General features: G+C 56.0%; 26 protein-coding genes. 13 read left to right on the top strand and 13 right to left on the bottom strand.

Going from position 1 to position 24,438, the window contains the following annotated elements; all coding sequences use genetic code 11:
• The first annotated feature begins 45 nt into the window (after positions 1-45).
• From tgt to INF73_RS10755, 6 genes are all read left to right on the top strand, one after another.
• Positions 46-1,173 carry a tRNA guanosine(34) transglycosylase Tgt gene (gene tgt / locus INF73_RS10780; protein ID WP_045259930.1) on the top strand — a complete coding sequence of 376 codons (1,128 nt, stop codon included), beginning with the start codon at positions 46-48 and terminating at the stop codon, positions 1,171-1,173.
• 22 nt (positions 1,174-1,195) lie between these two features.
• Entirely contained in the window at positions 1,196-1,528 is a 333-nt protein-coding gene (gene yajC, locus INF73_RS10775) for a preprotein translocase subunit YajC (RefSeq protein WP_000007630.1), read from the top strand.
• Between the two features lie 27 nt (positions 1,529-1,555).
• Positions 1,556-3,403, top strand: a complete 1,848-nt coding sequence (gene secD, locus INF73_RS10770) for a protein translocase subunit SecD (RefSeq protein WP_072031998.1) — start codon at positions 1,556-1,558, stop codon at positions 3,401-3,403.
• Between the two features lie 10 nt (positions 3,404-3,413).
• Positions 3,414-4,385: a protein translocase subunit SecF gene (gene secF, locus INF73_RS10765; protein WP_045259890.1), complete on the top strand. Its 972-nt coding sequence runs from the start codon at positions 3,414-3,416 to the stop codon at positions 4,383-4,385.
• Between the two features lie 142 nt (positions 4,386-4,527).
• Positions 4,528-4,893 carry a VOC family protein gene (locus INF73_RS10760; protein ID WP_193541205.1) on the top strand — a complete coding sequence of 122 codons (366 nt, stop codon included), beginning with the start codon at positions 4,528-4,530 and terminating at the stop codon, positions 4,891-4,893.
• 14 nt (positions 4,894-4,907) lie between these two features.
• Positions 4,908-5,588, top strand: a complete 681-nt coding sequence (locus INF73_RS10755; protein WP_049001886.1) for a YafY family protein — start codon at positions 4,908-4,910, stop codon at positions 5,586-5,588.
• A 118-nt stretch (positions 5,589-5,706) separates the two neighbouring features.
• On the opposite strand, the gene INF73_RS10750 is transcribed toward INF73_RS10755, so the two are convergent.
• Together INF73_RS10750 and INF73_RS10745 are read right to left on the bottom strand one after the other, a co-directional pair.
• A complete protein-coding gene (locus INF73_RS10750; RefSeq protein ID WP_028012146.1) occupies positions 5,707-6,591 on the bottom strand; it encodes a nucleoside-specific channel-forming protein Tsx in 885 nt (294 codons plus the stop codon).
• Positions 6,592-6,861: 270 nt separating this feature from the next.
• Entirely contained in the window at positions 6,862-7,401 is a 540-nt protein-coding gene (locus tag INF73_RS10745) for a DUF3251 domain-containing protein (protein ID WP_028012147.1), read from the bottom strand.
• Positions 7,402-7,553: 152 nt separating this feature from the next.
• Between INF73_RS10745 and nrdR the strand changes: the two genes are divergently transcribed.
• The 5 genes from nrdR (at position 7,554) to thiL (ending at position 11,159) form a co-directional block, all read left to right on the top strand.
• Positions 7,554-8,003 carry a transcriptional regulator NrdR gene (gene nrdR, locus INF73_RS10740; RefSeq protein ID WP_008503337.1) on the top strand — a complete coding sequence of 150 codons (450 nt, stop codon included), beginning with the start codon at positions 7,554-7,556 and terminating at the stop codon, positions 8,001-8,003.
• Between the two features lie 4 nt (positions 8,004-8,007).
• Positions 8,008-9,111 carry a bifunctional diaminohydroxyphosphoribosylaminopyrimidine deaminase/5-amino-6-(5-phosphoribosylamino)uracil reductase RibD gene (gene ribD, locus INF73_RS10735; RefSeq protein ID WP_193541207.1) on the top strand — a complete coding sequence of 368 codons (1,104 nt, stop codon included), beginning with the start codon at positions 8,008-8,010 and terminating at the stop codon, positions 9,109-9,111.
• Positions 9,112-9,198: 87 nt separating this feature from the next.
• Positions 9,199-9,669: a 6,7-dimethyl-8-ribityllumazine synthase gene (gene ribE, locus INF73_RS10730; RefSeq protein ID WP_006176874.1), complete on the top strand. Its 471-nt coding sequence runs from the start codon at positions 9,199-9,201 to the stop codon at positions 9,667-9,669.
• Between the two features lie 21 nt (positions 9,670-9,690).
• Positions 9,691-10,110 carry a transcription antitermination factor NusB gene (gene nusB, locus INF73_RS10725; protein WP_006809908.1) on the top strand — a complete coding sequence of 140 codons (420 nt, stop codon included), beginning with the start codon at positions 9,691-9,693 and terminating at the stop codon, positions 10,108-10,110.
• A 77-nt stretch (positions 10,111-10,187) separates the two neighbouring features.
• Positions 10,188-11,159 (top strand): thiamine-phosphate kinase, encoded by a 972-nt coding sequence (gene thiL, locus INF73_RS10720; protein ID WP_193541209.1) that lies wholly within the window; start codon positions 10,188-10,190, stop codon positions 11,157-11,159.
• Positions 11,160-11,208: 49 nt separating this feature from the next.
• Here thiL and INF73_RS10715 read toward each other — a convergent pair whose 3' ends face one another.
• The 4 genes from INF73_RS10715 to xseB all read right to left on the bottom strand — a co-directional run bounded on the left by INF73_RS10715 (position 11,209) and on the right by xseB (position 15,275).
• On the bottom strand, positions 11,209-12,183 hold the full coding sequence (locus tag INF73_RS10715; RefSeq protein ID WP_193541211.1) for an aldo/keto reductase: 975 nt from the start codon (positions 12,181-12,183) through the stop codon (positions 11,209-11,211).
• A 62-nt stretch (positions 12,184-12,245) separates the two neighbouring features.
• The gene (gene dxs, locus INF73_RS10710) at positions 12,246-14,108 is read right to left on the bottom strand and encodes a 1-deoxy-D-xylulose-5-phosphate synthase (protein ID WP_126345114.1); all 1,863 of its coding nucleotides are present in this window, start codon (positions 14,106-14,108) and stop codon (positions 12,246-12,248) included.
• 24 nt (positions 14,109-14,132) lie between these two features.
• Positions 14,133-15,032: a (2E,6E)-farnesyl diphosphate synthase gene (gene ispA / locus INF73_RS10705; protein ID WP_028012152.1), complete on the bottom strand. Its 900-nt coding sequence runs from the start codon at positions 15,030-15,032 to the stop codon at positions 14,133-14,135.
• Positions 15,033-15,275, bottom strand: a complete 243-nt coding sequence (xseB, locus tag INF73_RS10700) for an exodeoxyribonuclease VII small subunit (protein WP_003859094.1) — start codon at positions 15,273-15,275, stop codon at positions 15,033-15,035. It abuts the gene before it with no gap.
• A gap of 178 nt (positions 15,276-15,453) precedes the next feature.
• Here xseB and thiI point away from each other — a divergent pair, with 178 nt between their 5' ends.
• The gene (thiI, locus tag INF73_RS10695; RefSeq protein ID WP_193541213.1) at positions 15,454-16,902 is read left to right on the top strand and encodes a tRNA uracil 4-sulfurtransferase ThiI; all 1,449 of its coding nucleotides are present in this window, start codon (positions 15,454-15,456) and stop codon (positions 16,900-16,902) included.
• An 87-nt stretch (positions 16,903-16,989) separates the two neighbouring features.
• On the opposite strand, the gene yajL is transcribed toward thiI, so the two are convergent.
• Together yajL and panE are read right to left on the bottom strand one after the other, a co-directional pair.
• The gene (gene yajL, locus INF73_RS10690; protein WP_045259897.1) at positions 16,990-17,583 is read right to left on the bottom strand and encodes a protein deglycase YajL; all 594 of its coding nucleotides are present in this window, start codon (positions 17,581-17,583) and stop codon (positions 16,990-16,992) included.
• Positions 17,546-18,457 carry a 2-dehydropantoate 2-reductase gene (gene panE, locus INF73_RS10685; protein ID WP_041911083.1) on the bottom strand — a complete coding sequence of 304 codons (912 nt, stop codon included), beginning with the start codon at positions 18,455-18,457 and terminating at the stop codon, positions 17,546-17,548. The genes yajL and panE overlap by 38 nt, the downstream gene beginning before the upstream one ends.
• Before the next feature lie 121 nt (positions 18,458-18,578).
• Between panE and INF73_RS10680 the strand changes: the two genes are divergently transcribed.
• A complete protein-coding gene (locus INF73_RS10680) occupies positions 18,579-19,070 on the top strand; it encodes a YajQ family cyclic di-GMP-binding protein (protein WP_023293165.1) in 492 nt (163 codons plus the stop codon).
• A 32-nt stretch (positions 19,071-19,102) separates the two neighbouring features.
• Here INF73_RS10680 and INF73_RS10675 read toward each other — a convergent pair whose 3' ends face one another.
• From INF73_RS10675 to cyoB, 5 genes are all read right to left on the bottom strand, one after another.
• A complete protein-coding gene (locus INF73_RS10675) occupies positions 19,103-20,464 on the bottom strand; it encodes an MFS transporter (protein WP_028012156.1) in 1,362 nt (453 codons plus the stop codon).
• A gap of 148 nt (positions 20,465-20,612) precedes the next feature.
• The gene (gene cyoE, locus INF73_RS10670; protein ID WP_003859062.1) at positions 20,613-21,500 is read right to left on the bottom strand and encodes a heme o synthase; all 888 of its coding nucleotides are present in this window, start codon (positions 21,498-21,500) and stop codon (positions 20,613-20,615) included.
• 11 nt (positions 21,501-21,511) lie between these two features.
• Positions 21,512-21,838, bottom strand: coding sequence for a cytochrome o ubiquinol oxidase subunit IV (locus INF73_RS10665; RefSeq protein ID WP_176611050.1), 327 nt, complete (start codon positions 21,836-21,838; stop codon positions 21,512-21,514).
• Positions 21,838-22,452, bottom strand: a complete 615-nt coding sequence (locus INF73_RS10660; protein ID WP_003859057.1) for a cytochrome o ubiquinol oxidase subunit III — start codon at positions 22,450-22,452, stop codon at positions 21,838-21,840. Before INF73_RS10660 ends, INF73_RS10665 begins: the two co-directional genes overlap by 1 nt.
• A complete protein-coding gene (cyoB, locus tag INF73_RS10655; RefSeq protein ID WP_028012157.1) occupies positions 22,442-24,433 on the bottom strand; it encodes a cytochrome o ubiquinol oxidase subunit I in 1,992 nt (663 codons plus the stop codon). Before cyoB ends, INF73_RS10660 begins: the two co-directional genes overlap by 11 nt.
• Positions 24,434-24,438: the final 5 nt, after the last annotated feature.

Genomic DNA, 24,438 nt, shown 5'->3' with positions numbered 1-24,438 from the left:
CACCGTATGACAACGTTGGACTGTTTTTCTGACGTCGGAGAAAAAATGAAATTTGAACTCGATACCACCGATGGCCGCGCGCGTCGCGGTCGCCTGGTGTTTGATCGCGGCGTGGTGGAAACCCCCGCGTTTATGCCTGTGGGCACGTACGGCACCGTAAAAGGGATGACGCCGGAAGAAGTTGAAGCCACGGGCGCACAGATTATCCTCGGCAATACCTTCCACCTGTGGCTGCGTCCAGGTCAGGAGATCATGAAGCTCCACGGCGATCTGCACGATTTTATGCAGTGGAAAGGCCCGATCCTGACCGACTCCGGCGGCTTCCAGGTCTTCAGCCTGGGCGATATCCGCAAGATCACCGAGCAGGGCGTACACTTCCGTAACCCGATCAACGGCGACCCGATTTTCCTCGATCCGGAAAAGTCGATGGAGATTCAGTACGATCTCGGCTCCGACATCGTGATGATCTTCGACGAATGTACGCCGTACCCGGCAGACTGGGACTACGCGAAACGCTCTATGGAGATGTCTCTGCGCTGGGCGAAGCGCAGCCGCGACCGTTTTGACTCCCTGCAGAACAAAAATGCGCTGTTCGGCATCATTCAGGGCAGCGTTTACGAAGATTTACGCGATATCTCTGTTAAAGGTCTGGTAGAGATAGGTTTTGATGGCTACGCTGTCGGCGGTTTGGCTGTGGGTGAGCCGAAGGAAGACATGCACCGCATTCTGGAGCACGTCTGCCCGCAAATCCCGGCGGATAAACCACGATACCTGATGGGTGTGGGTAAACCCGAAGATCTGGTGGAAGGCGTACGTCGCGGCATTGATATGTTCGACTGCGTGATGCCAACCCGCAACGCGCGTAACGGTCATCTGTTCGTTACCGATGGCGTGGTGAAAATCCGTAACGCGAAGCATAAGAGTGACACCAGCCCGCTCGATTCCGAGTGCGATTGCTATACCTGTCGCAATTATTCTCGCGCGTATCTGCATCATCTCGATCGTTGTAATGAGATTTTGGGCGCGCGTCTCAATACGATTCATAATCTTCGCTACTATCAGCGCTTAATGTCTGGTTTACGCAAGGCTATCGAAGAGGGTAAATTAGAGAGCTTCGTGACCGATTTTTACCAACGTCAGGGGCGGGATGTTCCACCGTTGAACGTTGATTAATATTAATAATGAGGGAATTTGAATGAGCTTTTTTATTTCTGATGCGGTAGCGGCAACAGGTGCTCCGGCGCAGGGCAGCCCGATGTCTCTGATCCTGATGCTGGTTGTGTTCGGTCTGATCTTCTACTTCATGATCCTGCGCCCACAGCAGAAGCGTACCAAAGAGCACAAAAAGCTGATGGACTCCATCGCGAAAGGCGATGAAGTGCTGACCAACGGTGGTCTGGTCGGCCGCGTAACCAAAGTGGCTGAAAGCGGCTACATTGCTATCGCCCTGAACGACACCACTGAAGTGGTTATCAAACGTGACTTCGTAGCTGCCGTTCTGCCGAAAGGCACCATGAAGGCGCTGTAATCCCAACTTTTCCCAAAGGGAACTGCCGTGTTAAACCGTTATCCTTTGTGGAAGTACATCATGCTGGTCGTCGTGATTATCGTCGGCCTGCTGTACGCGCTTCCCAACCTGTATGGTGAGGATCCGGCCGTTCAAATCACTGGCGCGCGCGGTGTCGCCGCCAGTGAGCAAACGCTGATCCAGGTCCAGAAAACGTTACAAGAAGAAAAAATTACCGCTAAGTCTGTGGCTCTGGAAGAGGGTGCAATTCTTGCTCGCTTCGACACCACCGACACGCAGCTCCGCGCTCGCGAAGCGCTGATGGGCGTGCTGGGTGACAAATATGTCGTGGCGCTTAACCTTGCTCCTGCAACCCCTCGCTGGCTGGCTGCGCTGAACGCAGAGCCAATGAAGCTGGGTCTTGACCTGCGTGGCGGCGTTCACTTCCTGATGGAAGTGGATATGGATACCGCGCTCGGCAAGCTGCAGGAACAGAATATCGACAGCCTGCGCAGCGATCTGCGCGACAAAGGCATCCCATACACTACCGTGCGTAAGGAAGATAACTACGGCATGAGCATCACGTTCCGCGACAGCGCGGCGCGCGATCAGGCTGTAGATTACCTGACCCAACGTCACCGTGACCTGGTGATCACCTCTCAGGGCAGCAACCAGCTGCGCGCGGTGATGACCGATGCGCGTCTGAAAGAAGCGCGTGAATATGCCGTTCAGCAGAACATCAACATTCTGCGTAACCGTGTAAACCAGCTGGGCGTGGCTGAGCCGCTGGTACAGCGTCAGGGTGCTGACCGTATCGTGGTTGAACTGCCGGGTATCCAGGATACCGCGCGTGCGAAAGAGATCCTCGGTGCGACCGCGACGCTGGAATTCCGTCTGGTGAACTCCAATGTCGATCAGTCTGCCGCGGCGTCTGGCCGTATTCCGGGTGACTCCGAAGTGAAACAGACCCGCGAAGGTCAGCCGGTTGTGCTGTACAAGCGCGTGATCCTGACCGGTGACCACATCACCGACTCCACTTCAAGCCAGGATGAGTACAACCAGCCGCAGGTTAACATCTCGCTGGATAGCGCGGGTGGTAACATCATGTCTAACTTCACCAAGGACAACATCGGCAAACCGATGGCGACCCTGTTCGTGGAGTACAAAGACAGCGGTAAGAAAGATGCAAACGGTCGTGCGGTGCTGGTGAAAGAGGAAGAGGTGATTAACATCGCCAACATCCAGTCTCGTCTGGGTAACAGCTTCCGTATTACCGGTATTAGTAACCCGAACGAAGCGCGTCAGCTCTCGCTGCTGCTGCGTGCCGGTGCGCTGATTGCGCCAATTCAGATTGTTGAAGAACGTACCATTGGTCCAACCCTGGGTATGCAAAACATCCAGCAGGGTCTGGAAGCGTGTCTGGCCGGTCTGGCGGTCTCTATCCTCTTCATGATCTTCTTCTATAAGAAGTTCGGTCTGATTGCGACCTCCGCGCTGATCGCAAACCTGGTGCTGATCATCGGCATTATGTCCCTGCTGCCGGGGGCGACGCTGACCATGCCGGGTATTGCGGGTATCGTTCTGACCCTTGCGGTGGCGGTCGACGCCAACGTACTGATTAACGAACGTATCAAAGAAGAGTTGAGCAATGGTCGCTCTGTTCAGCAGGCGATTGATGAAGGTTACAAAGGCGCGTTCAGCTCTATCTTCGATGCGAACGTAACAACACTGATTAAGGTTCTTATCCTGTATGCAGTGGGTACTGGCGCGATCAAAGGCTTTGCGATTACAACCGGTATCGGTGTCGCAACGTCAATGTTTACCGCTATTGTCGGCACCCGTGCCATCGTGAACCTGCTGTACGGCGGCAAGCGCGTCAAAAAGCTGTCTATCTGAGGAGTGCGTTGTGGCACAGGAATATACTGTTGAACAATTGAACCACGGCCGTAAAGTCTGGGACTTTATGCGCTGGGACTACTGGGCCTTCGGCATTTCAGGTTTCCTGCTGATTCTGTCCATCGTCATTATGGGCGTGAAAGGCTTTAACTGGGGTCTCGATTTCACCGGTGGTACGGTCATCGAGATCTCCCTGGAAAAACCGGTCGATATGGACCAGATGCGCCTGTCTCTGCAGAAAGCGGGCTTTGAAGAGCCGCTGCTGCAGAACTTCGGCAGCAGCCGCGACATCATGGTGCGTATGCCGCCGGTGCACGATGCCAACGGCAGCCAGGAGCTGGGCAGCAAGGTCGTACAGGTCATTAACGAAACCACCAGCCAGAGCGCGGCGGTGAAGCGTATTGAGTTCGTCGGCCCGAGCGTGGGTGCGGACCTGGCGCAAACCGGCGCCATGGCGCTGCTGGTGGCGCTGATCTCCATCCTGGTGTACGTCGGTTTCCGCTTCGAGTGGCGACTGGCGGCCGGTGTGGTTATCGCCCTGGCGCACGACGTGGTGATCACCATGGGCATACTGTCTCTGTTCCACATTGAGATTGACCTGACCATCGTGGCATCCCTGATGTCCGTAATCGGTTACTCACTGAACGACAGTATCGTGGTATCTGACCGTATCCGTGAAAACTTCCGTAAGATCCGTCGCGGCACGCCGTACGAAATCTTTAACGTGTCGTTGACCCAGACGCTGCATCGTACCTTGATCACCTCCGGTACTACCCTGATGGTGATCCTGATGCTGTTCCTCTTCGGTGGCCCGGTGCTGGAAGGCTTCTCGCTGACCATGCTGATCGGTGTCTCCATCGGTACGGCGTCGTCTATCTACGTGGCGTCCGCCCTGGCACTGAAGCTTGGCATGAAGCGCGAGCACCTGCTCCAGCAGAAGGTCGAGAAAGAAGGGGCGGATCAGCCGTCCATTCTGCCGTAAGGCGACGTTTAGCGCGTTATCGGAATCCCGGTCTGTTGACCGGGATTTTTTTTATCTGCTCCTGACAAACACTCCTGACAGTATGCTGTCAGGAGCCCTGCCGTAGACTCCTTCTGAACCCAAACAACAGGCAGGAGGATGTATGAAAAGCGTAATTAACTGGTTTGAAATTCCGGTTTCGGATATGGATCGCGCCATCAAATTTTATGAGCCGGTGATGCAGCTCGCGCTGCGTCGCGAGAAAATGGACATTGCCGAGCTGGCGGTTTTCCCGCATGAGGATCCCACCACCGGAGGAGCGCTGGCAAAATTTGACGGCGTTACGCCCTCTTTGCAGGGCGCTATTATTTACCTGCATACTGACAATCTGGCGGCCACGCTCGATCGCATCGCCTCTGCGGGCGGCGAGTGCGTGTTTGGCCCGCTGGAGCTGCCGCATGGTATCGGCACTATCGCACTGTTTACCGACAGCGAGGGTAACCGCGTCGGCCTTCATCAACCTGCCTGAGAGCGAATGACGTTATGACCCGACGCGCTGACCGTTTGTTTCAGATTGTGCAGATCCTGCGGGGCAGGCGTCTGACAACGGCAGCGCATCTGGCGGACCGGCTTGGCGTGTCCGAGCGCACGGTCTACCGCGATATCCGCGACCTGTCGCTTTCCGGCGTGCCGGTGGAAGGCGAGGCGGGAAGCGGATATCGGCTGATGTCGGGTTTTGACCTGCCGCCGCTGATGCTGACAAATAAGGAATCCGAAGCGCTGATGGTCGCGATTCGCCTGCTCAAAACCTGGGGAGGTGAATCGCTGTCGCGCGAGCTGGAGTCGGCCCAGGAGAAGGTGCTGGCTATTCTGCCCGAGGAGAGCCGCAGAAAGGCGGAGCAGACGCGGATCTACGCCCCGGATTTTTGCATGCAAAGCCACTCCCGCAGCGATTTTGACATGATTCACCAGGCGATTTCCGCTCAGCGCGTATTGGCGCTGCATTATCGTGATGAAGCCGGGCTGCTCTCAAAACGTGAGGTACAGCCGCTGGGGTTGTTCTTCTGGGGGGAGCGCTGGCTGCTGGCGGCATGGTGTGAACGGCGCGATGACTACCGCTGTTTCCGGCTCGACCGGTGTCTCAAAGTTGTAATGACGGAGAGGCGGTTCAGTGAGAGTGCGGACAGGTCTTTGGCGGATTTTTTGCGCAAGGTGAAGCAGTAAAAAGCCGGGTGGCGAGGTAAAAGCAAAACGGCAACGATGTTGCCGTTTTTTGTGTTTGCGCCCTCTCCCGTGGGAGAGGGAAGGGGTGAGGGCACCAGCCCGCACAATCCCGCACTGATTAGAAGTTGTAACCCACGACCAGGTAACCACCCCAGCCGGTAGAGCGGACGCTAAAGTCGCCGTTACCGAAGTTCAGGCTCGCGTCGTCGTTCCACTGGCCACCGTTGTGCCAGTAACGCGCAACAACAGAGTAGTGCCAGTGATCGTAGTTCAGCGCCAGGATGTGGCTGGAGGCGATGGAATCGTTGGTACGCGCTTTCTTGCCGTTCAGGTCACGGAAATCGTCGTCGCCCAGGTCTGAGCCCCAGTCAAAGTTAGTGAAACCGATGTAGCTCAGATTACCGCCCCACAGCTGGGTAATTGGCACGAAGTATTTCACTTTGAAACGGTAGCCGTCCCACTCGTTTTCATTCGCTGCGCCGTAGTTCTGCCACTGGTATTTTGCATACACGTTCAGGGACAGGCTCATTGGCAGGCCGGTGTCAATGTCAGTACCCAGACCCATATACCAGGTGCTCTGACGACCGGACTTATTGCGGCCCATGTCGTAGATGTAGTTGTTCGCGAAGTACCACTCTTTGAACGGACCAAACGCCAGGCTGGTACCGGTCAGTTTGTCGATGGAGAAGCGCGGTTCAATCTCCATGAACAGTGGGGAACCGTGGTTCCAGATACCTTTCGCATCGGTGTTACCACCGAAGAACACAGGCGCATCCATATAGCCGTAGAAATCAAACCAGTCTTTCTTGGCGAACGCTTCATATTCCAGGTAGGTATCGTTGCGGATCTGCGGTCCGAAACGGGTGTGGTAGCTGCCTACCACGTTAACGCTCTGGTGCCACCAGTCGGAGAGGTATTGTGGTTTCTCGTTTTCCGCTGCGTTAACAGTGAAAGAGGAGGACAGTGCCAGAACTGCACCGGCTGCGAGTAATGTTTTTTTCATAATCATGCCACTGATTGAAATTCCCTTCCGGGAGTGAAAAATGCGCGAATTGCGTTTCTAAATATTTCGTGTTTCTGCGGTGCCTATTATAGGAATCCCTGCTCACAAAAATATGTGTTGTTTCACATATCTCTCACACGCGTAATCGATTGCGTTCACGTTTGCGTACTTTAAACGGCCGGGATTGTAGCGGCAATCATTTCTGTTGCCAATCCATACGAAATGTAAATGTTAGCGGAGTGACATTTCACTCCGCTCAAAAGGAAGGGATTACTGCGCGGCAGGTTGGATGTCGTGAATGCGGATAAAGCCTAACTGCTCAGGCGTAAGTCCGCTTAGCTGAAGTGGAATATCCACATCGCTGGGCGCTAACACGCTGGCCGGAGCGGTGAACAGCTGGTTCTTCACGTTCACCTCCTGGTAGCTCTCCGTGGTGCCCTGGATCTGGCCCCACTCTACGGTGCCGCTGAAGGCGGGCAGCGGATCGTTGGACTCACCGTGAATACGTAATGTTGCGCGCGTACCATCGGCATTCGCCGCCACATTCACCAGAGACATCTTCAGCGTGCCAATCTGGCTATTAAGCAGGGCAGGCGTATTCGCTCCTGGCAGCAGATATACCCCGCTGGTGGATTTAGCGTTCAGCGCGTTTTGCTGGGTGATCTTCACCGTTTCTTTGTTCAGTTTGTCCATCGCCGTGTTGAGCGTATTCACGCTTTGTTTCATCTGGCGGACTTCGGTTTGCTGTGCACAGGCACTAAGGGTGAAGAGGCTCCCCACCAGTAAAATTTTCAGGTAACGTCTTGTCATAGCGTTTATTCCTTGAAATGACGGATCCCCATAATGGTAGCCAGCAACGTACCGCCGGACATAGATCCTTTATCTCAAAAAAGCTCCTCCTTTGTTGTCAGGCCAGATCAGGGTAAAATGAAAATCAGTTAACCAGATAACAGGGATACCGTATGCATTGCCCATTCTGCTCCGCTGTGGATACCAAAGTCATCGACTCTCGCCTTGTGGGCGAAGGGTCTTCTGTGCGCCGTCGTCGGCAGTGTCTGGTGTGCAACGAGCGTTTCACGACCTTTGAGGTTGCAGAGCTGGTAATGCCGCGCGTGGTAAAAAGTAACGACGTGCGCGAGCCGTTTAACGAAGAGAAACTGCGCAGCGGAATGCTGAAGGCCCTCGAAAAACGGCCCGTCAGCGCTGATGATGTCGAAATGGCGTTAAACCACATTAAATCTTACCTGCGTGGCCTGGGCGAGCGTGAAGTCCCGAGCAAAATGATCGGTAACCTGGTGATGGAGCAGCTGAAAAAGCTCGATAAGGTCGCCTATATCCGCTTCGCCTCTGTCTACCGCAGTTTCGAAGATATCAAAGAGTTTGGCGAAGAGATCGCCCGCTTACAGGATTAAGCCCATGCAGGATGAGAAGTACATGGCACGAGCCATGAAGCTGGCGCAGCGCGGTCGTTTTACCACTCACCCTAACCCCAACGTCGGGTGCGTTATCGTGAAAGATGGCGAGATCGTGGGGGAAGGGTTTCACTATCGCGCAGGCGAGCCGCATGCTGAAGTGCATGCCCTGCGTATGGCGGGGGAGAAAGCGCGAGGCGCGACGGCCTACGTGACGCTGGAGCCATGCAGCCACCACGGGCGCACGCCGCCGTGCTGTGAAGCGCTGATTGCGGCAGGGGTTTCGCGCGTGGTCGCCGCTATGCAGGATCCTAACCCGCAGGTGGCGGGCCGCGGCCTGTATCGTCTGCAACAGGAAGGGATCGACGTCAGCCACGGCCTGATGATGCAAGATGCGGAAGCCATCAACAAAGGCTTCCTGAAGCGCATGCGCACCGGTTTTCCGTATATCCAGCTTAAGCTGGGCGCCTCGCTGGACGGCCGTACGGCAATGGCGAACGGTGAAAGCCAGTGGATCACCTCGCCGCAGGCAAGGCGCGATGTGCAACGTCTGCGTGCGCAAAGCCATGCTATCCTCACCAGCAGTGAAACCGTTCTGGCTGACGATCCGGCCGTGACCGTGCGCTGGGATGAGCTGAATGCCGATACCCAGGCGCTTTATCCGCAGGAGAACCTGCGCCAGCCGCTGCGTATTATTATTGATAGCCAGAACCGCGTGACCCCGGAGCACCGCATCGTGCATCAGCCGGGTGAAACCTGGATTGCGCGCACCAAAGAAGATACGCGCGAATGGCCGGAAGGCGTGCGCAGCATTATGGTGCCGGAGCATAACGGACATCTGGATCTCGTGGTGCTGATGATGTTGCTCGGCAAGCAGCAGGTGAACAGCATCTGGGTCGAAGCTGGTCCGACGCTCGCCGGCGCGCTGCTCCAGGCGGGGCTGGTGGATGAACTGCTCGTCTACGTTGCGCCTAAACTGTTAGGTCACGACGCGCGCGGCCTGTTTGTGCTGCCTGGCCTTGAAAAACTGGCCGACGCACCGCAACTCACATTCAGCGAGATTCGTCCGGTGGGTCCGGATGTCTGCCTCCATTTAACGACAGCGTAATTGCTCCCGAAATAGGGAAGCAGTGCGCAAAGTATTATGATAAAATCCGCCCCCCTGCGGGGCCAAATGAACCCGTAAAGGAAGAGTATGAACATTATTGAAGCTGCTGTAGCTACCCCGGACGCTCGCGTCGCCATCACCATTGCGCGTTTCAACAACTTCATCAACGATAGCCTGCTGGAAGGTGCGATTGACGCCCTGAAACGTATCGGCCAGGTTAAAGATGACAACATTACCGTTGTTTGGGTTCCAGGCGCTTATGAACTGCCACTGGCGGCGGGCGCGCTGGCGAAAACCGGTAAATACGACGCGGTGATTGCGCTGGGTACCGTTATTCGTGGCGGCACTGCGCACTTCGAATACGTTGCGGGCGGTGCAAGCAACGGTCTGGCACACGTTGCGCAGGATGCTGAAATTCCTGTCGCGTTCGGCGTGCTGACCACCGAAAGTATTGAACAAGCCATCGAACGTGCTGGCACCAAAGCCGGTAACAAAGGTGCAGAAGCTGCACTGACCGCGCTTGAAATGATCAATGTATTGAAAGCCATTAAGGCCTGATTTTTTTGTAAGGGGAATTCCGTGAAACCTGCTGCTCGTCGCCGCGCCCGTGAATGTGCCGTCCAGGCACTTTACTCCTGGCAGTTGTCCCAGAACGACATCGCTGATGTTGAATACCAGTTCCTGTCAGAACAGGACGTGAAAGACGTTGACGTTCTGTACTTCCGTGAACTGCTGTCGGGAGTGGCGACTAATAGCGCGTATCTCGATGGCCTGATGAAGCCATACCTGTCCCGTCTGCTCGAAGAGCTGGGCCAGGTGGAAAAAGCAGTGTTGCGTATCGCGCTGTTTGAGCTGTCTAAACGTGATGATGTGCCGTACAAAGTGGCCATCAACGAAGCGATCGAACTGGCGAAAACCTTCGGCGCTGAAGACAGCCACAAGTTCGTTAACGGCGTACTTGATAAAGCCGCACCTGCGATCCGTCCCCACAAAAAGTGATCCGCAAACCGGAGTTCTGCATTGCCTGACGGGCAGTGCGGCTCCGGTTTTTTCTTTTATTTGCTGAGGCATAACGTATGGCATGCGGCGAATTCTCCCTGATTGCCCGTTATTTCGACCGTGTCAGAACCTCTCGTCTTGATGTTGAAACCGGCATTGGCGATGACTGTGCACTTCTCAATATTCCTGAAAAGCAGACGCTGGCAATCAGCACCGACACCTTAGTGTGCGGACGTCATTTCTTACCTGATATCGATCCTGCCGATCTGGCGTATAAAGCGCTGGCGGTCAACGTCAGCGATCTGGCGGCAATGGGTGCCGACCCGGCCTGGCTGACGCTGGCCCTGACGCTGCCGGAGGTGGATGAAGCCTGGCTTGAAGCGTTCAGCGATGCGCTGTTTGAACAGCTGAACTACTACGATATGCAGCTGATTGGCGGCGATACGACTGCCGGGCCGCTATCGATGACGCTGGCGATCCACGGTTATGTGCCGCTCGGTCGCGCGCTGAAGCGCTCGGGCGCTAAACCGGGCGACTGGATCTACGTGACCGGGACGCCGGGAGACAGCGCGGCAGGGCTGGCGATCCTTCAGGATCGCTTAAACGTGACGGACGCTGACGATGCGGCGTATCTGGTGAAGCGCCACCTGCGCCCGACACCGCGTATTCTGCACGGTCAGGCGCTGCGCGAGCGGGCCAGTTCGGCTATCGATCTCTCTGACGGTCTCATCTCGGACCTCGGCCATATCCTGAAGGCCAGCGGGGTGGGCGCGCGCGTTGAACTGGATCTGTTCCCGCTGTCGGAGCAACTGCTTCGCCATGTGGAGCCTGAGCAGGCGCTGCGCTGGGCGCTCTCCGGTGGGGAAGACTACGAGTTGTGCTTCACGGTGCCAGAGCTGAACCGTGGAACGCTGGACGTGGCATTGGCCCATCTTGGCGCAAAGTTTACCTGCATCGGTCAGATCATGCCGGAGAGTGAAGGGCTGAAGTTTGTGAAAGACGGTGCGCCCGTTACGCTGGACTGGAAAGGGTACGATCACTTCGGGTAAGTTTGTGCGCTCAGTATTGCCGGGTAAGCGTACGCCACCCGGCAAGTGTTTACTTAAACCCCACCACCGGATGCTGCTGATACGGCGTCTCCAGCTCGGCAACCTGCTCCGGCGTCAGCGATAAATCCACCGCGCTTAACAACTCGTCCAGCTGTTCTTCCCGCGATGTACCAATAATCGGTGCGGCGACACCCCGCTTGCCCAGCAGCCACGCCAGCGCCACCTGCGCGCGCGTTGCGCCGATATCGTCGGCGATCCCGGCTAAACGTTCGGCAATCAGCGCATCGCTGGCTTCGGTACCGGAATAAAGATTTTTACCCACTTCATCCGATACCAGCCGCGCCGTGGTTTCTCCCCACGGACGGGTTAAGCGTCCGCGCGCCAGCGGGCTCCACGGGATCACCGCCACGCCTTCCTGATAGCAGAGCGGCAGCATCTCGCGTTCTTCTTCCCGGTAAATCAGGTTGTAGTGATCCTGCATGGTGACAAAGCGTGCCCAGCCGTGCTGCGCCTGGAGATCGAGCGCCTGAGCAAACTGAGATGCGTGCATTGACGACGCGCCGATATAGCGCGCTTTACCTGCTTTCACGACATCGTTCAGCGCTTCAAGGGTTTCTTCAATTGGCGTGTTGTAATCCCAGCGGTGAATTTGCAGCAGGTCGACGTAATCCATGTTCAGGCGTCTGAGACTGTCATCAATGGAGCGCAGGACCTGCGCGCGAGAGAGGCCTTCAGCCAGATCGCCTGACGGGTAATACACCTTGGTGGCGACCACAATCTCATCCCGACGAGCAAAATCACGCAGAGCGCGGCCCACAATCTCTTCGCTGCTGCCGTCAGAGTAGCTGTTGGCGGTATCGAAGAAGTTGATGCCGCCGTCTATGGCGCGCTTGATGATAGGGCGGCTGCTCTCTTCCGGCAGCGTCCAGGCGTGATTTCCCCGGTCAGGCTCGCCAAAGGTCATGCAGCCCAGGCAAAGCCGGGACACCCTGAGGTCCGTTTTTCCTAATGTCGTGTATTGCATGGTTCCGCTCCTGCTGTTTAAACAATACGTTTAAGCATAGCAGGAGCGGAAAAGGGGAGGGATCAGGCCAGCCAGCTGCGGATTCTGGCTTCGATACCGGCGGCGTCCAGGCCGATGTCGGCACGCGCCTCGTCCTGTGTGCCTTGCGGGATGAAGTGGTCCGGCAGGCCGAGGTTCAGCACCGGAACCAATTTACGGTTCGCCATCAGTACCTCGTTAACGCCGCTGCCCGCACCGCCCATGATGGCGTTCTCTTCCAGCGTGACCAGCACGTCGTGGCTTTCCGCCATGCTCAGAATCAGAGATTCATCGAGCGGCTTCACAAAGCGCATATCCACCAGCGTCGCGTTCAGGGTTTCAGCGACTTTTGCCGCTTCCGGCATCAGCGTACCAAAGTTCAGGATCGCCACTTTTTCGCCGCGACGTTTCACCAGACCTTTACCGATCTCCAGTTTTTCCAGCGGCTGAAGTTCAACGCCAAGGGCATTGCCGCGTGGATAACGTACCGCGCAGGGGCCGTCCTGATAGTGGTAGCCGGTATACAGCATCTGACGACACTCGTTTTCGTCGCTTGGCGTCATGATGACCATGTCCGGGATGCAGCGCAGGAAGGAGAGATCAAACGCCCCCTGGTGCGTCTGGCCGTCGGCCCCCACGATGCCCGCGCGATCGATAGCAAACAGCACCGGCAGCTTCTGGATGGCAACGTCATGGATCACCTGGTCGTAGGCGCGCTGCAGGAAGGTGGAGTAAATCGCCACCACCGGCTTGTAGCCGCCAATCGCCAGGCCCGCCGCGAAGGTGACCGCGTGCTGCTCGGCAATGGCGACGTCGAAATACTGGTCCGGGTATTTTTTGGAGAACTCGACCATGCCGGAGCCTTCACGCATGGCAGGCGTAACCGCCATCAGCTTGTGATCTTTTGCCGCCGTCTCGCACAGCCAGTCGCCAAAGATTTTTGAGTAGCTCGGCATTCCGCCGCTGCTTTTCGGCAGGCAGCCGCTGGTATGGTCGAACTTTGGCACCGCGTGGAAGGTGATCGGATCTTTCTCCGCCGGTTCGTAGCCACGCCCTTTTTTAGTCATGATGTGCAGGAACTGCGGGCCTTTCAGGTCGCGCATGTTTTTAAGCGTGGTCACCAGACCCAGCACATCGTGCCCGTCCACCGGGCCGATATAGTTAAAGCCCAGCTCTTCGAACAGCGTGCCCGGTACGACCATGCCTTTGATGTGTTCTTCGGTACGCTTGAGCAGCTCTTTGATCGGCGGCACGCCGGAGAAAACTTTTTTCCCGCCTTCCCGCAGGGAGGAGTAAAGCTTGCCGGAAAGCAGCTGCGCCAGATGGTTGTTCAGCGCGCCGACGTTCTCGGAGATCGACATTTCGTTATCGTTGAGGATAACCAGCATGTCCGGCTTGATATCGCCCGCGTGGTTCATGGCTTCAAAAGCCATCCCGGCGGTGATCGCCCCGTCGCCAATCACGCAGACGGTGCGGCGCTGCTTATTCTCTTTTTCGGCGGCAACGGCAATACCGATGCCCGCAGAAATGGAGGTCGATGAGTGGCCGACGCTCAGCACGTCATACTCGCTCTCACCGCGCCACGGGAACGGGTGCAGGCCGCCTTTCTGACGAATGGTGCCAATTTTATCGCGACGTCCGGTCAGAATTTTGTGCGGATAAGCCTGGTGGCCCACGTCCCAGATAAGCTGATCGAACGGCGTGTTATAGACGTAATGCAACGCCACGGTCAGCTCAACCGTGCCAAGCCCGGAGGCGAAGTGGCCGCTGGAGCGGCTAACGCTGTCGAGCAGGTAACGACGCAGCTCGTCACACAGCTTCGGCAGACTCTCTTTCGGCAACAGACGTAACTCCTGGGTGGAGTCAACTAACGCCAGTGTCGGGTATTTGGCAATATCAAAACTCATCAAAGGCTCATCGAGATATATAGTTTATTTATCACGCTGGATTATATAGTCCGCTAGCGCTTCCAGTGCCGAGGTATCCAGCGATTGCGCGGCCAGCTCATTCAGCGACTGGCGGGCATCGTCAATCAGATCCCGGGCTTTACGTTGGGCTTGCTCAAGACCCAGCAGGGCGGGATAGGTACTTTTGCCAAGCTGCTGGTCCGCACCCTGACGTTTACCCAATGTTGCAGTATCGCCCACCACATCCAGAATGTCATCCTGAACCTGGAATGCCAGACCGATACTTTCTGCGTATCTGTCCAGAATCGGCAGGGCTTTGCGCCCTTGCTCACCCGCGCTCAGCGCGCCCAGGCGAACGGCGGAACGAATAAGCGCGCCCGTCTTATGGCGATGAATACGCTCCAGCTGTTCCAGATTAACCTGACGTCCTTCCGCTTCAAGATCCAGCGCCTGACCGCCGCACATGCCAGCCACGCCGCTGGCCATTGCCAGTTCGGAGATCATCGCCAGGCGGTCGCGGTCGGCCACTTCCGCCATCGGCGCATCACTGAGAATCGAGAACGCCAGCGTCTGCAAGGCATCGCCCGCCAGAATGGCATTCGCCTCGCCAAACTTAATGTGGCAGGTTGGCTGACCCCGGCGCAGATCGTCGTCGTCCATCGCCGGGAGATCGTCGTGGATCAGCGAGTAGGCATGGATGCACTCCACGGCGGCTGCCGGGGCGTCCAGCGTATTATCGCTGATGCCAAACATATTGCCCGTGGCATACACCAGGAACGGACGCAGGCGTTTACCCCCTAAGAGTGCGCCATAGTGCATGGCTTCAACCAGTGGAGTGTTCTGAAAAGGCTGCGGCTCAATAAAACGGCGCAGGGCGTCGTTGGCGCGAACGACGCGCGCCTGAAGCGCGTTGGTAAAATCCATTTACTCGGCGTCCGGTGTGAATGGCGTGGTTTTAGCGTCTTCGCTGTCGGAAAGCAGGATCTGCACACGCTGCTCGGCCTGCTGGAGTTTTACCTGCCCCTGGCGCGCAAGCTGCACACCGCGCTCAAATTCGTTGAGGGCGTCTTCCAGCGGTAAATCGCCGCTCTCGAGGCGGGTAACAATCTGCTCAAGCTCACTCAGCGCAGTTTCAAAACTGGCCGGTGCGTCGTTCTTCTTCGGCATAGTGAATTAACTCTTATATTCTTCGCCCCAACATGGTAACGGACTCGGGGCAATTATCAAATAACGCGAGTGGCGCGATGGTGGTATACTTGCGCGCCTGGATGCAGCCACGGGTGTGGGCTGCTGTATCATTTTCCACTACAAGCCTTTATAAGCTTGCCTAAGAAACATTGCCGCCATGAAGTTTATCATTAAATTGTTCCCTGAAATCACCATCAAAAGCCAATCTGTGCGTTTGCGCTTTATTAAAATTCTCACCGGGAACATTCGTAACGTATTAAAACACTACGACGAAACGCTCGCCGTGGTGCGTCACTGGGACCACGTTGAAGTCCGCGCGAAAGACGAAAGCAAACGCCTTGATATTCGCGACGCGCTGACCCGTATTCCAGGTATTCACCATATTCTGGAAGTGGAAGACGTTCCGTTCAGCGATATGCACGATATCTTCGAAAAGGCGCTGGTACAGTACCGCGACCAGATCGAAGGCAAAACCTTCTGCGTGCGCGTGAAGCGTCGCGGTAAGCACGAGTTTAGCTCGATTGAAGTTGAGCGCTACGTCGGCGGTGGTCTGAACCAGCACGTTGAGACGGCGCGCGTGCGCCTGACTAACCCGGACGTCACCGTTAACCTTGAGATCGAGAACGATCGTCTGCTGCTGGTTAAGGGCCGTTATGAAGGTATTGGCGGTTTCCCGATCGGCACGCAGGAAGATGTGCTGTCGCTGATCTCGGGCGGCTTCGACTCCGGCGTCTCCAGCTACATGCTGATGCGTCGCGGTTGCCGCGTGCACTACTGCTTCTTCAACCTGGGCGGCGCGGCGCATGAAATTGGCGTTCGTCAGGTGGCGCATTACCTGTGGAACCGCTTCGGCAGTTCTCACCGCGTGCGTTTTGTGGCGATCAACTTTGAGCCGGTAGTAGGCGAAATCCTTGAAAAAGTGGATGACGGACAGATGGGCGTGATCCTCAAACGTATGATGATGCGCGCGGCGTCCAAAGTCGCCGAGCGCTATGGCGTGCAGGCGCTGGTCACCGGCGAAGCGCTGGGCCAGGTCTCCAGCCAGACGCTGACCAACCTGCGTCTGATCGACAACGTATCAGATACGCTGATCCTGCGCCCGCTGATCTCCCACGATAAAGAGCACATCATCGACCTGGCGCGCGAAATCGGCACCGAAGACTTTGCCCGCACCATGCCGGAATACTGCGGCGTGATCTCAAAAAGCCCGACCGTCAAGGCAGTGAAGGCGAAGATCGAAGCGGAAGAAGAGAACTTCGATTTCAGCATCCTGGAAAGAGTGGTGGCAGAAGCGTCCAACATCGACATCCGCGAGATTGCCCAGCAGACCGAGCAGGAAGTGGTTGAAGTGGAAACCGTGAGCGGTTTCGGTGCGAACGATGCGATTCTGGATATCCGCTCCATTGACGAGCAGGATGACAAGCCGCTTAAGGTGGAAGGCGTAGAGGTGGTTTCTCTGCCGTTCTACAAGCTGAGCACTAAGTTTGGCGACCTCGATCAGAGCAAAACGTATCTGCTGTGGTGTGAGCGCGGGGTGATGAGCCGCCTGCAGGCGCTGTACCTGCGCGAGCAGGGATTCGCGAACGTGAAGGTGTATCGTCCGTAGCGTGCGGCCTGGCGCCCTCACATTAAAAACGGCAACCAAAGGTTGCCGTTTTGCTTTTACCTCGCGCCACCCGGCTTTTTTTATGCACTACTCTTCATAGTAATTATAAATCCCCGCCGGCATCACCAGCGACGACGCCACTTCGTAGGCCTTCTCCCGCCCGACCAGCAGATCAATAATCTTTAAGCCAAAATCAATCGCGGTGCCGGGTCCCTGGCTGGTCAGCAGGTTGACGCGCGGATCCCAGACGACGCGTTTATCCACCCAATGCTCCTCCGGGATCGTATCCTTAAGCCCCGGGAAGCCGGTCATATTGCCGATGGGGAAGATGTCGTGCGGAATCAGAACTGTTCCAGCGGCGGCACAGATTGCCGCGACGATGCGGCCGGACAGATGAAACTGACGCACGGTCTCGACCAACAGCGGGCTGTCGCGGAAACATTCCGCGCCTTTTAAGCCGCCGGGCAGGACGATGATGTCGTAATCGCCGTCAGCAACCTGGACAAGCGGTGCGTCTGCCAGGATTTTCACCCCTCGTGAACAGGTGATTGCCAGATTGCCGTCGCTGGCTACGCTGGCGGTTGTTACCTTAATGCCGCCACGTACCAGTAAATCAATAGTAGTGACCGCTTCCATCTCTTCGCTACCAGGAGCGAGGCAAATCAGTGCCGACGCGCTCATATTCACTCTCCTTACGTTTAACCAGGTCATACAGACGGGCGTTTTCCGGCACGGCGATGCCGTGCGAGCGGGCGCGCTTTAGCAGATAACCGGTAATGTAATCTATCTCCGTATGGCGTAATGCCCGAACGTCCTGCAGCATCGAGGAGATATTCTCAGCCGTACTCTCAATAACCTGCTCGACATAACAGCGTAAATCCTCTGCTGAGGTGTGCAGGCCTTCTCGCTCAATGACCGACGCGACTTCTGCACACAGGGACGCCACCTCCTGCGGATGGTTTTTCAGCTCCCCGTTCGGGCAGTTCCACAGCGCCGTCAGCGGATTGATCACGCAGTTTACGGCCAGCTTGCGCCACAGCTGAGGGCGGATGTTGTTGTGCCAGGCAACGTCCGGCAAGACCTTTTGCAGAACATCGGCAAGATAGCTGTAGTCGCCATCCTGCGTTCTGGCCGGACCGATGTGCGTCACGCCGCTGGCGACATGCACGATAATAGTCCCGTCGCGACGCGCTGCGTGGGTGGTGGTCGCCATCAGCAGAGGCTGCGGGACGCTTTTCAGCTCATCAAGGGTTCCCATACCGTTATGCAGCAGCAGAATGGGGGACGTGGGGGGGAGCTGCGCGGCCAGAGTCTTAACCGCATCTGAGACCTGCCACGCCTTGAGCGTCACCAGCAACAGGTCGCTTTGCGCCAGGAAATCAGGATCGTTCGCGGTGAGGGATTCGTTAAAAATGCTTCCGTCTTCACCAATCAGGTTGACACTGCAATAGGGCTGGGGCACGCGCAGCCAGCCCTGAACCTCATGTCCGTGCTTGCACAGCGCGGTCAGCCACAGTTGGCCGAGCGCTCCGCATCCGAGCACCGTAATTTTCATTGTTCCTCCTCACCTGCAACTGCGCCAGGTGTTACAGCTTAATTATACAGCTAAGCTTCTGTTGAGTTATGCCTCGTAGCGGGTATTATGCAACGCAACAAAAGTGAAGGGAGAAGAAAAGATGCCATCTTTCGATATTGTTTCCGAAGTTGATATCCAGGAAGTTCGCAACGGCGTTGAGAACGCAACCCGCGAAGTTGAGTCACGTTTCGATTTTCGCGGCGTTGAGGCGTCGTTTGAGCTGAACGACGCAAATAAGACCATTAAGGTGCTGAGCGAGTCTGATTTCCAGGTGAATCAGCTGCTCGACATTCTGCGCGCCAAGCTGTTAAAACGCGGCATCGAAGGAACGTCTCTGGACGTGCCGGACGAGTTTGTCCACAGCGGTAAGAACTGGTTTGTAGAAGCCAAACTGAAGCAGGGCATCGAGAGCGCGGTGCAGAAGAAGATCGTTAAGCTGATTAAAGACAGCAAGCTGAAGGTGCAGGCGCAGATCCAGGGCGAAGAGATTCGCGTCACCGGAAAATCCCGCGACGACCTGCAGTCCGTGATGGCGCTGGTGCGCGGTGGGGATTTGGGACAGCCGTTCCAGTTTAAAAACTTCCGCGATTAAGACAAAAAAAGCCCGGTTCAACCGGGCTTTTTTCACGCTTTAAGCGCCTGCTCCACCTCAAAGCGGTTCGTCACTTTGCTGTCAATTTTGACATAAGCACTGCGCTCTTCGGGAACAATCAGCACCTCTGTGACCCCTTCTTTTCCTTCCAGACGCTGCTTCAGCGCGTCGCTAATCTCCACGTCATCCGGGATTTCTACCCGCAGGCTGCTCACGTAGCGAGGCTCTTTCATGGTGCTGGCGACCAGCAGCCAGACTGTTGCCAGCAGCGCGCCCGCGAGAAACACGGTTTGTGAATCAAACAGGCCGTCGACCCAGCCGCCAAGCGAGCCGCCGATCGCCACGCCGAGGAACTGGCTGGTGGAGTAAATGCCCATTGCCGTGCCTTTGTAACCGGCGGGGGACTCTTTGCTGATCAGCGACGGCAGCAGGGCTTCCATCAGGTTAAACGCCAGAAAGAACAGCTGCACGCCTGCGATCAGCTCCCAGAAGTGCGGACCAGCGCCCCAGAGCACAATCTCGGCAATCAGCAGTAACGCCACGCAGCCCACGAAGACGCGTTTCATTTTGCGCTTCACTTCGGCGTAAATAATAAAGGGCACAACGGAGACAAACGAAATCAGCATTGTGACCAGATAAATTTTCCAGTGCTCGGCCGCCGGGAAACCTGCTGCGGCAAGCTGGCCGGGCAGGGCGACGAAGGTGGACATCAGCAGAATATGCAGGCACATAATGCCGAAGTTAAGCTTTAGCAGACGCGGCTCGGCGATGACTTTGCTAAAGCAGCCTTTAACCATCCCGGATTCACGGTTAAGGACGTGATTTTTACTGTCTGGCACAACCCACAGGGTGAGTGCGATCCCGATAGTCGCCAGCACCGCAATCATCCAGAACAGGGCGTGCAGACCCAGTTTGTGCGTAATGATGGGACCGAGCACCATCGCAATCGCAAACGTCACGCCAAAGCTCACGCCGATGAACGCCATCGCTTTGGTGCGGTTTTGCTCACGGGTTAAATCTGACAGCAGCGCCATCACCGCGGCGGCAATCGCACCGGATCCCTGCAGGGCGCGGCCCAAAATAATGCCCCAGATGGAGTGGGAGAGGGCGGCAATAACGCTCCCGAGCACAAAGACCAGCAGCCCGCCGACAATCAGCGGCTTGCGGCCCACCCGATCAGAGAGCAGGCCAAAGGGGATCTGGAAAATTGCCTGCGCCAGACCGTAAATGCCAATAGCAAGACCAATCAGCGCTTCGCTGGCACCCTGTAACGCCATGCCGTACGTGGTCAGAACGGGCAGGACCATAAACATGCCAAGCATCCGCAGCGAGAAAACAGTCCCTAAACCCCAGGTCGCACGCAGCTCGCCCGGCGTCATTTTATAATCGTTCATTACCACCTCAGTTCAAAAGCAGGCCATAGTGTAGTGCGGGGAAGGGGCGGGGTAAATAAAGGCTTATTTAACAAATATTACATGCGTAATTAATAGATTTCGTGAATAAAAAAGGGTGCCGAAGCACCCTTTTCATCATCACATAAACTTACCAGACGTAAGTCAGCAGGTTTTGCGAGTCCGGCACCATGAAGTCTACGGACATCATCACGGACAGGGAGGTGATGGCGACAATCGAGAACACAAACAGCTTGCGTGCCCAGACTTTGTCATCTTCCACCTTGTAGCCGCGCAGGGCCATGCCGAGCCACCAGACGCTCACCGCGGCCGCTACCACCAGATATTTATATCCGGCGTAACCGCCCAGAGAAAGCATCAGCGTTGCCACGGCAAAAGCGATGATGTAGAGCGTGATGTGGTTCTTGGCAACTGAAATGCCCTTCACGACCGGCAGAACCGGAATGTTCGCTGCCTGATAATCCTTGAAGCGGAAAATCGCGATGGCATAGGAGTGCGGCATCTGCCACAGGCTAAAGATAGCCAGCAGGATGAGCGCACCGCTGTCGAACTCGTTCGTGACGGCGCAGTAGCCAATCACCGGCGGCGCAGCGCCGGAGAGAGAACCAATCAGCGTGCCGTAGACGGAGTGACGCTTCATATACAGGCTGTAGACGCCTACATACACCACGAACCCCATCACCCCCAGCCAGCAGGCCAGCGGGTTAGCACCAAACCACAGCAGCATAAAGCCAGCAATACCCAGCAAGGTGGCGTACACCAGCGAGACGGAAGGGGCAATCAGGCCTTTAACCAGCACCCGATTCTTGGTCCTTTCCATCTTCTTGTCGATATCCATGTCGATGTAGTTGTTAAATACACAACCGGACGCAACCACCAGTGACACACCGACCAGCGTGTAAATAAAGAGGGTGTAATCAATGCTGCCTTTAGAGGCCAGCAGGAACCCTCCGATTACGGAGATCAGGTTGCCAAAGATGATGCCTGGTTTCGTGACTTGCAGGTATTGCTTAAACATACTCGCCGCTCTTAGTGAACCATCATGTTGTAGTTGAGGTTCCACATAATCCAGATGGAACCGACTACCAGGATAGCGATGATAATCACGGTAAAGATAAAGGCAGTCATATTCCAGCCTTCATCGGACTTGGTGTTCATGTGCAGGAAGCAAACCAGATGCACCAGAATCTGAATCACCGCGGTCACCAGGATTACTCCCAGGATAACCGGCTTGGACGCAGAACCGCTCATCACCATCCAGAACGGGATCACCGTCAGGATGATCGACAGGATGAAACCTGTCATGTAGGTTTTTACGCTGCCGTGGGAAGCGCCATGATCGTTAGAATGACTCATTACATCGCCCCCATCAGATAGACAACAGAGAACACGCAGATCCATACCACGTCCAGGAAGTGCCAGAACAGGCTCAGGCACATGATACGGGTACGGTTAGTGCTGGTCAGGCCGCGGCGGGAGATCTGGAACATCAGTACTGCCATCCAGATCAGACCCGAGGTCACGTGCAGACCGTGGGTACCCACCAGCGCGAAGAACGCGGACAGGAAACCACTGCGATCCGGACCGAAGCCTTCCATAATCAGGTGGTGGAATTCATAGATTTCCATCCCGATAAAGCCAGCACCAAACAGCCAGGTCAACGCCAGCCAGGAGACAACCTGGCTCTTGTTGTTTTTGTACATGGCGATAGCCGCCATGCCGTAGGTGATGGAGCTGAATAACAGCAGTGCGGTTTCAACCAGAACGAACGGCAGTTCAAAGATGTCCTTGCCGGTCGGGCCGCCCGCTGTGCCGTTCACCAGAACGGCATAGGTCGCGAACAGACAGCAGAACAGAATGCAGTCGCTCATCAGGTAGATCCAGAAACCGAAGACTTTGGTCGGTCCTGTATCATGGTGCGCATGTTCATGCGCGTGGGCAGTTGAGTGCGCCAGAGTATCAGTTGCCATTTTTCAGCCCCGCTTTAGAAATCTCGTCGAAATGCTGATTTTCCAGCTTTTCAACTTCACGGACTGGTACGTAGTAGTCCACGTCCTCGTCAAAGCTCTTCACAATCCAGCTGATTACGATGCCAGCGAAGCCAACAATCGCCATCCACCAGATGTGCCAGATCATTGCGAAACCAAATACCGTTGCGAAAGCGGCAATCACGATGCCCGCAGCGCTGTTTTTCGGCATATGGATCTCTTCGTAATGCTCAGGTTGCTTGTACGCTTCACCTTTTTCTTTCATTTCCCAGAATGCGTCACGCTCGTGAATGTGCGGCACTACGGCAAAGTTATAGAACGGTGGTGGAGAAGAGGTTGCCCACTCCAGCGTACGGCCACCCCATGGGTCACCGGTCAGGTCGCGGTTCAGGTTACGGTCGCGGATGGACACGTAGTACTGAATCAGCTGGCACAGAATACCGCAGGCAATCAGCGCTGCACCGCCCGCTGCAACCATCAGCATTGGGTGGAACTGCGGATCGATCTGCTGGCTCAGACGACGGGTCATACCCATGAAGCCCAGCACGTACAGCGGCATAAACGCCACGAAGAAGCCAATGATCCAGAACCAGAACGCGCGTTTACCCCAGGTTTCGTTCAGCGTGAAGCCAAACGCCTTAGGCCACCAGTAAGTCACACCTGCGAAGCAGCCGAAGACCACACCGCCGATGATAACGTTATGGAAGTGCGCAATCAGGAACAGGCTGTTGTGCAGAACGAAGTCAGCACCTGGCACCGCCAGCAGTACGCCGGTCATCCCACCTACGGAGAAGGTCACGATGAAGCCGATGGTCCACAGCATTGCTGAGTGGAACACGATACGGCCCTGGTACATGGTGAACAGCCAGTTGAAGATCTTCACCCCGGTAGGGATGGCGATAATCATGGTGGTGATACCGAAGAAGGCGTTTACGTTCGCGCCCGCACCCATGGTAAAGAAGTGGTGCAGCCAAACGATGAACGACAGAACGGTAATACACACGGTTGCCCACACCAGAGAGGTGTAACCAAACAGACGCTTACGCGAGAAGGTTGCCGCGATTTCGGAGAACACACCGAAAACAGGCAGAACCAGAATGTACACTTCCGGGTGACCCCAGGCCCAAATCAGGTTGATGTACATCATCATGTTGCCACCCATATCATTCGTGAAGAAATGGGTGCCCAGGTAGCGGTCCAGGGTCAGCAGCGCGATGGTGACGGTCAGAATTGGGAACGACGCGATAATCAGTACGTTGGCGCACAGAGATGCCCAGGTAAATACTGGCATCTTGAACATCGTCATACCTGGTGCACGCATCTTCAGGATGGTCACGAAGAAGTTGATACCGGTCAGGGTGGTACCGACACCGGAGAGCTGAAGCGCCCAAATCCAGTAGTCAACGCCTACACCCGGACTGTACTCAATTCCCGAAAGCGGTGGGTAAGCCAGCCAGCCGGTCTGTGCAAATTCGCCCACGCCCAGTGACAGGTTAACCAGGATAACGCCGACAACCGTGAACCAGAAGCTCAGGTTGTTCAGGAACGGGAACGCTACGTCGCGCGCGCCAATTTGCAGCGGAACGACAACGTTCATCAGACCGATTACCAGCGGCATCGCCACGAAGAAGATCATGATAACGCCGTGGGCGGTAAAGATCTGATCGTAGTGGTGCGGTGGCAGGAAGCCGGCTTCGCCCGCAGACGCGAGTGCCTGCTGGCTACGCATCATGATTGCATCCGCAAAGCCACGAATTAACATGACGATACCGACGATGCAGTACATGATACCGAGTTTTTTGTGGTCAACCGAAGTCAGCCACTCATTCCACAGGTAGCTCCACTTACCGAAGTAAGTGATCAGGCCAACTAAGGCCGCGCCACCAATGATAATTGCAGCCACCGTAACCATGATAATCGGTTCATGGTAGGGCACTGCATCCAGTGTCAATTTTCCGAACATTTTCT

Source organism: Enterobacter cloacae complex sp. P6RS, from assembly GCF_014982245.1.
GTDB classification, from domain to species: domain Bacteria; phylum Pseudomonadota; class Gammaproteobacteria; order Enterobacterales; family Enterobacteriaceae; genus Enterobacter; species Enterobacter bugandensis.
The sequence above is the reverse complement of the archived record's forward strand: the minus strand, read 5'-3'. Positions and strand labels throughout refer to the sequence as shown.

Bases quoted from the DNA above. Each gene is read 5' to 3' on its own strand.
- tgt (WP_045259930.1), top strand. From the start codon at position 46: ATGAAATTTGAACTCGATACCACCGATGGCCGCGCGCGTCGCGGTCGC.
- yajC (WP_000007630.1), top strand. From the start codon at position 1,196: ATGAGCTTTTTTATTTCTGATGCGGTAGCGGCAACAGGTGCTCCGGCG.
- INF73_RS10760 (WP_193541205.1), top strand. From the start codon at position 4,528: ATGAAAAGCGTAATTAACTGGTTTGAAATTCCGGTTTCGGATATGGAT.
- INF73_RS10755 (WP_049001886.1), top strand. From the start codon at position 4,908: ATGACCCGACGCGCTGACCGTTTGTTTCAGATTGTGCAGATCCTGCGG.
- INF73_RS10750 (WP_028012146.1), bottom strand. From the start codon at position 6,591: ATGAAAAAAACATTACTCGCAGCCGGTGCAGTTCTGGCACTGTCCTCC.
- INF73_RS10745 (WP_028012147.1), bottom strand. From the start codon at position 7,401: ATGACAAGACGTTACCTGAAAATTTTACTGGTGGGGAGCCTCTTCACC.
- nrdR (WP_008503337.1), top strand. From the start codon at position 7,554: ATGCATTGCCCATTCTGCTCCGCTGTGGATACCAAAGTCATCGACTCT.
- ribD (WP_193541207.1), top strand. From the start codon at position 8,008: ATGCAGGATGAGAAGTACATGGCACGAGCCATGAAGCTGGCGCAGCGC.
- ribE (WP_006176874.1), top strand. From the start codon at position 9,199: ATGAACATTATTGAAGCTGCTGTAGCTACCCCGGACGCTCGCGTCGCC.
- thiL (WP_193541209.1), top strand. From the start codon at position 10,188: ATGGCATGCGGCGAATTCTCCCTGATTGCCCGTTATTTCGACCGTGTC.
- INF73_RS10715 (WP_193541211.1), bottom strand. From the start codon at position 12,183: ATGCAATACACGACATTAGGAAAAACGGACCTCAGGGTGTCCCGGCTT.
- dxs (WP_126345114.1), bottom strand. From the start codon at position 14,108: ATGAGTTTTGATATTGCCAAATACCCGACACTGGCGTTAGTTGACTCC.
- ispA (WP_028012152.1), bottom strand. From the start codon at position 15,032: ATGGATTTTACCAACGCGCTTCAGGCGCGCGTCGTTCGCGCCAACGAC.
- xseB (WP_003859094.1), bottom strand. From the start codon at position 15,275: ATGCCGAAGAAGAACGACGCACCGGCCAGTTTTGAAACTGCGCTGAGT.
- thiI (WP_193541213.1), top strand. From the start codon at position 15,454: ATGAAGTTTATCATTAAATTGTTCCCTGAAATCACCATCAAAAGCCAA.
- yajL (WP_045259897.1), bottom strand. From the start codon at position 17,583: ATGAGCGCGTCGGCACTGATTTGCCTCGCTCCTGGTAGCGAAGAGATG.
- panE (WP_041911083.1), bottom strand. From the start codon at position 18,457: ATGAAAATTACGGTGCTCGGATGCGGAGCGCTCGGCCAACTGTGGCTG.
- INF73_RS10680 (WP_023293165.1), top strand. From the start codon at position 18,579: ATGCCATCTTTCGATATTGTTTCCGAAGTTGATATCCAGGAAGTTCGC.
- INF73_RS10675 (WP_028012156.1), bottom strand. From the start codon at position 20,464: ATGAACGATTATAAAATGACGCCGGGCGAGCTGCGTGCGACCTGGGGT.
- cyoE (WP_003859062.1), bottom strand. From the start codon at position 21,500: ATGTTTAAGCAATACCTGCAAGTCACGAAACCAGGCATCATCTTTGGC.
- INF73_RS10665 (WP_176611050.1), bottom strand. From the start codon at position 21,838: ATGAGTCATTCTAACGATCATGGCGCTTCCCACGGCAGCGTAAAAACC.
- INF73_RS10660 (WP_003859057.1), bottom strand. From the start codon at position 22,452: ATGGCAACTGATACTCTGGCGCACTCAACTGCCCACGCGCATGAACAT.
- cyoB (WP_028012157.1), bottom strand. From the start codon at position 24,433: ATGTTCGGAAAATTGACACTGGATGCAGTGCCCTACCATGAACCGATT.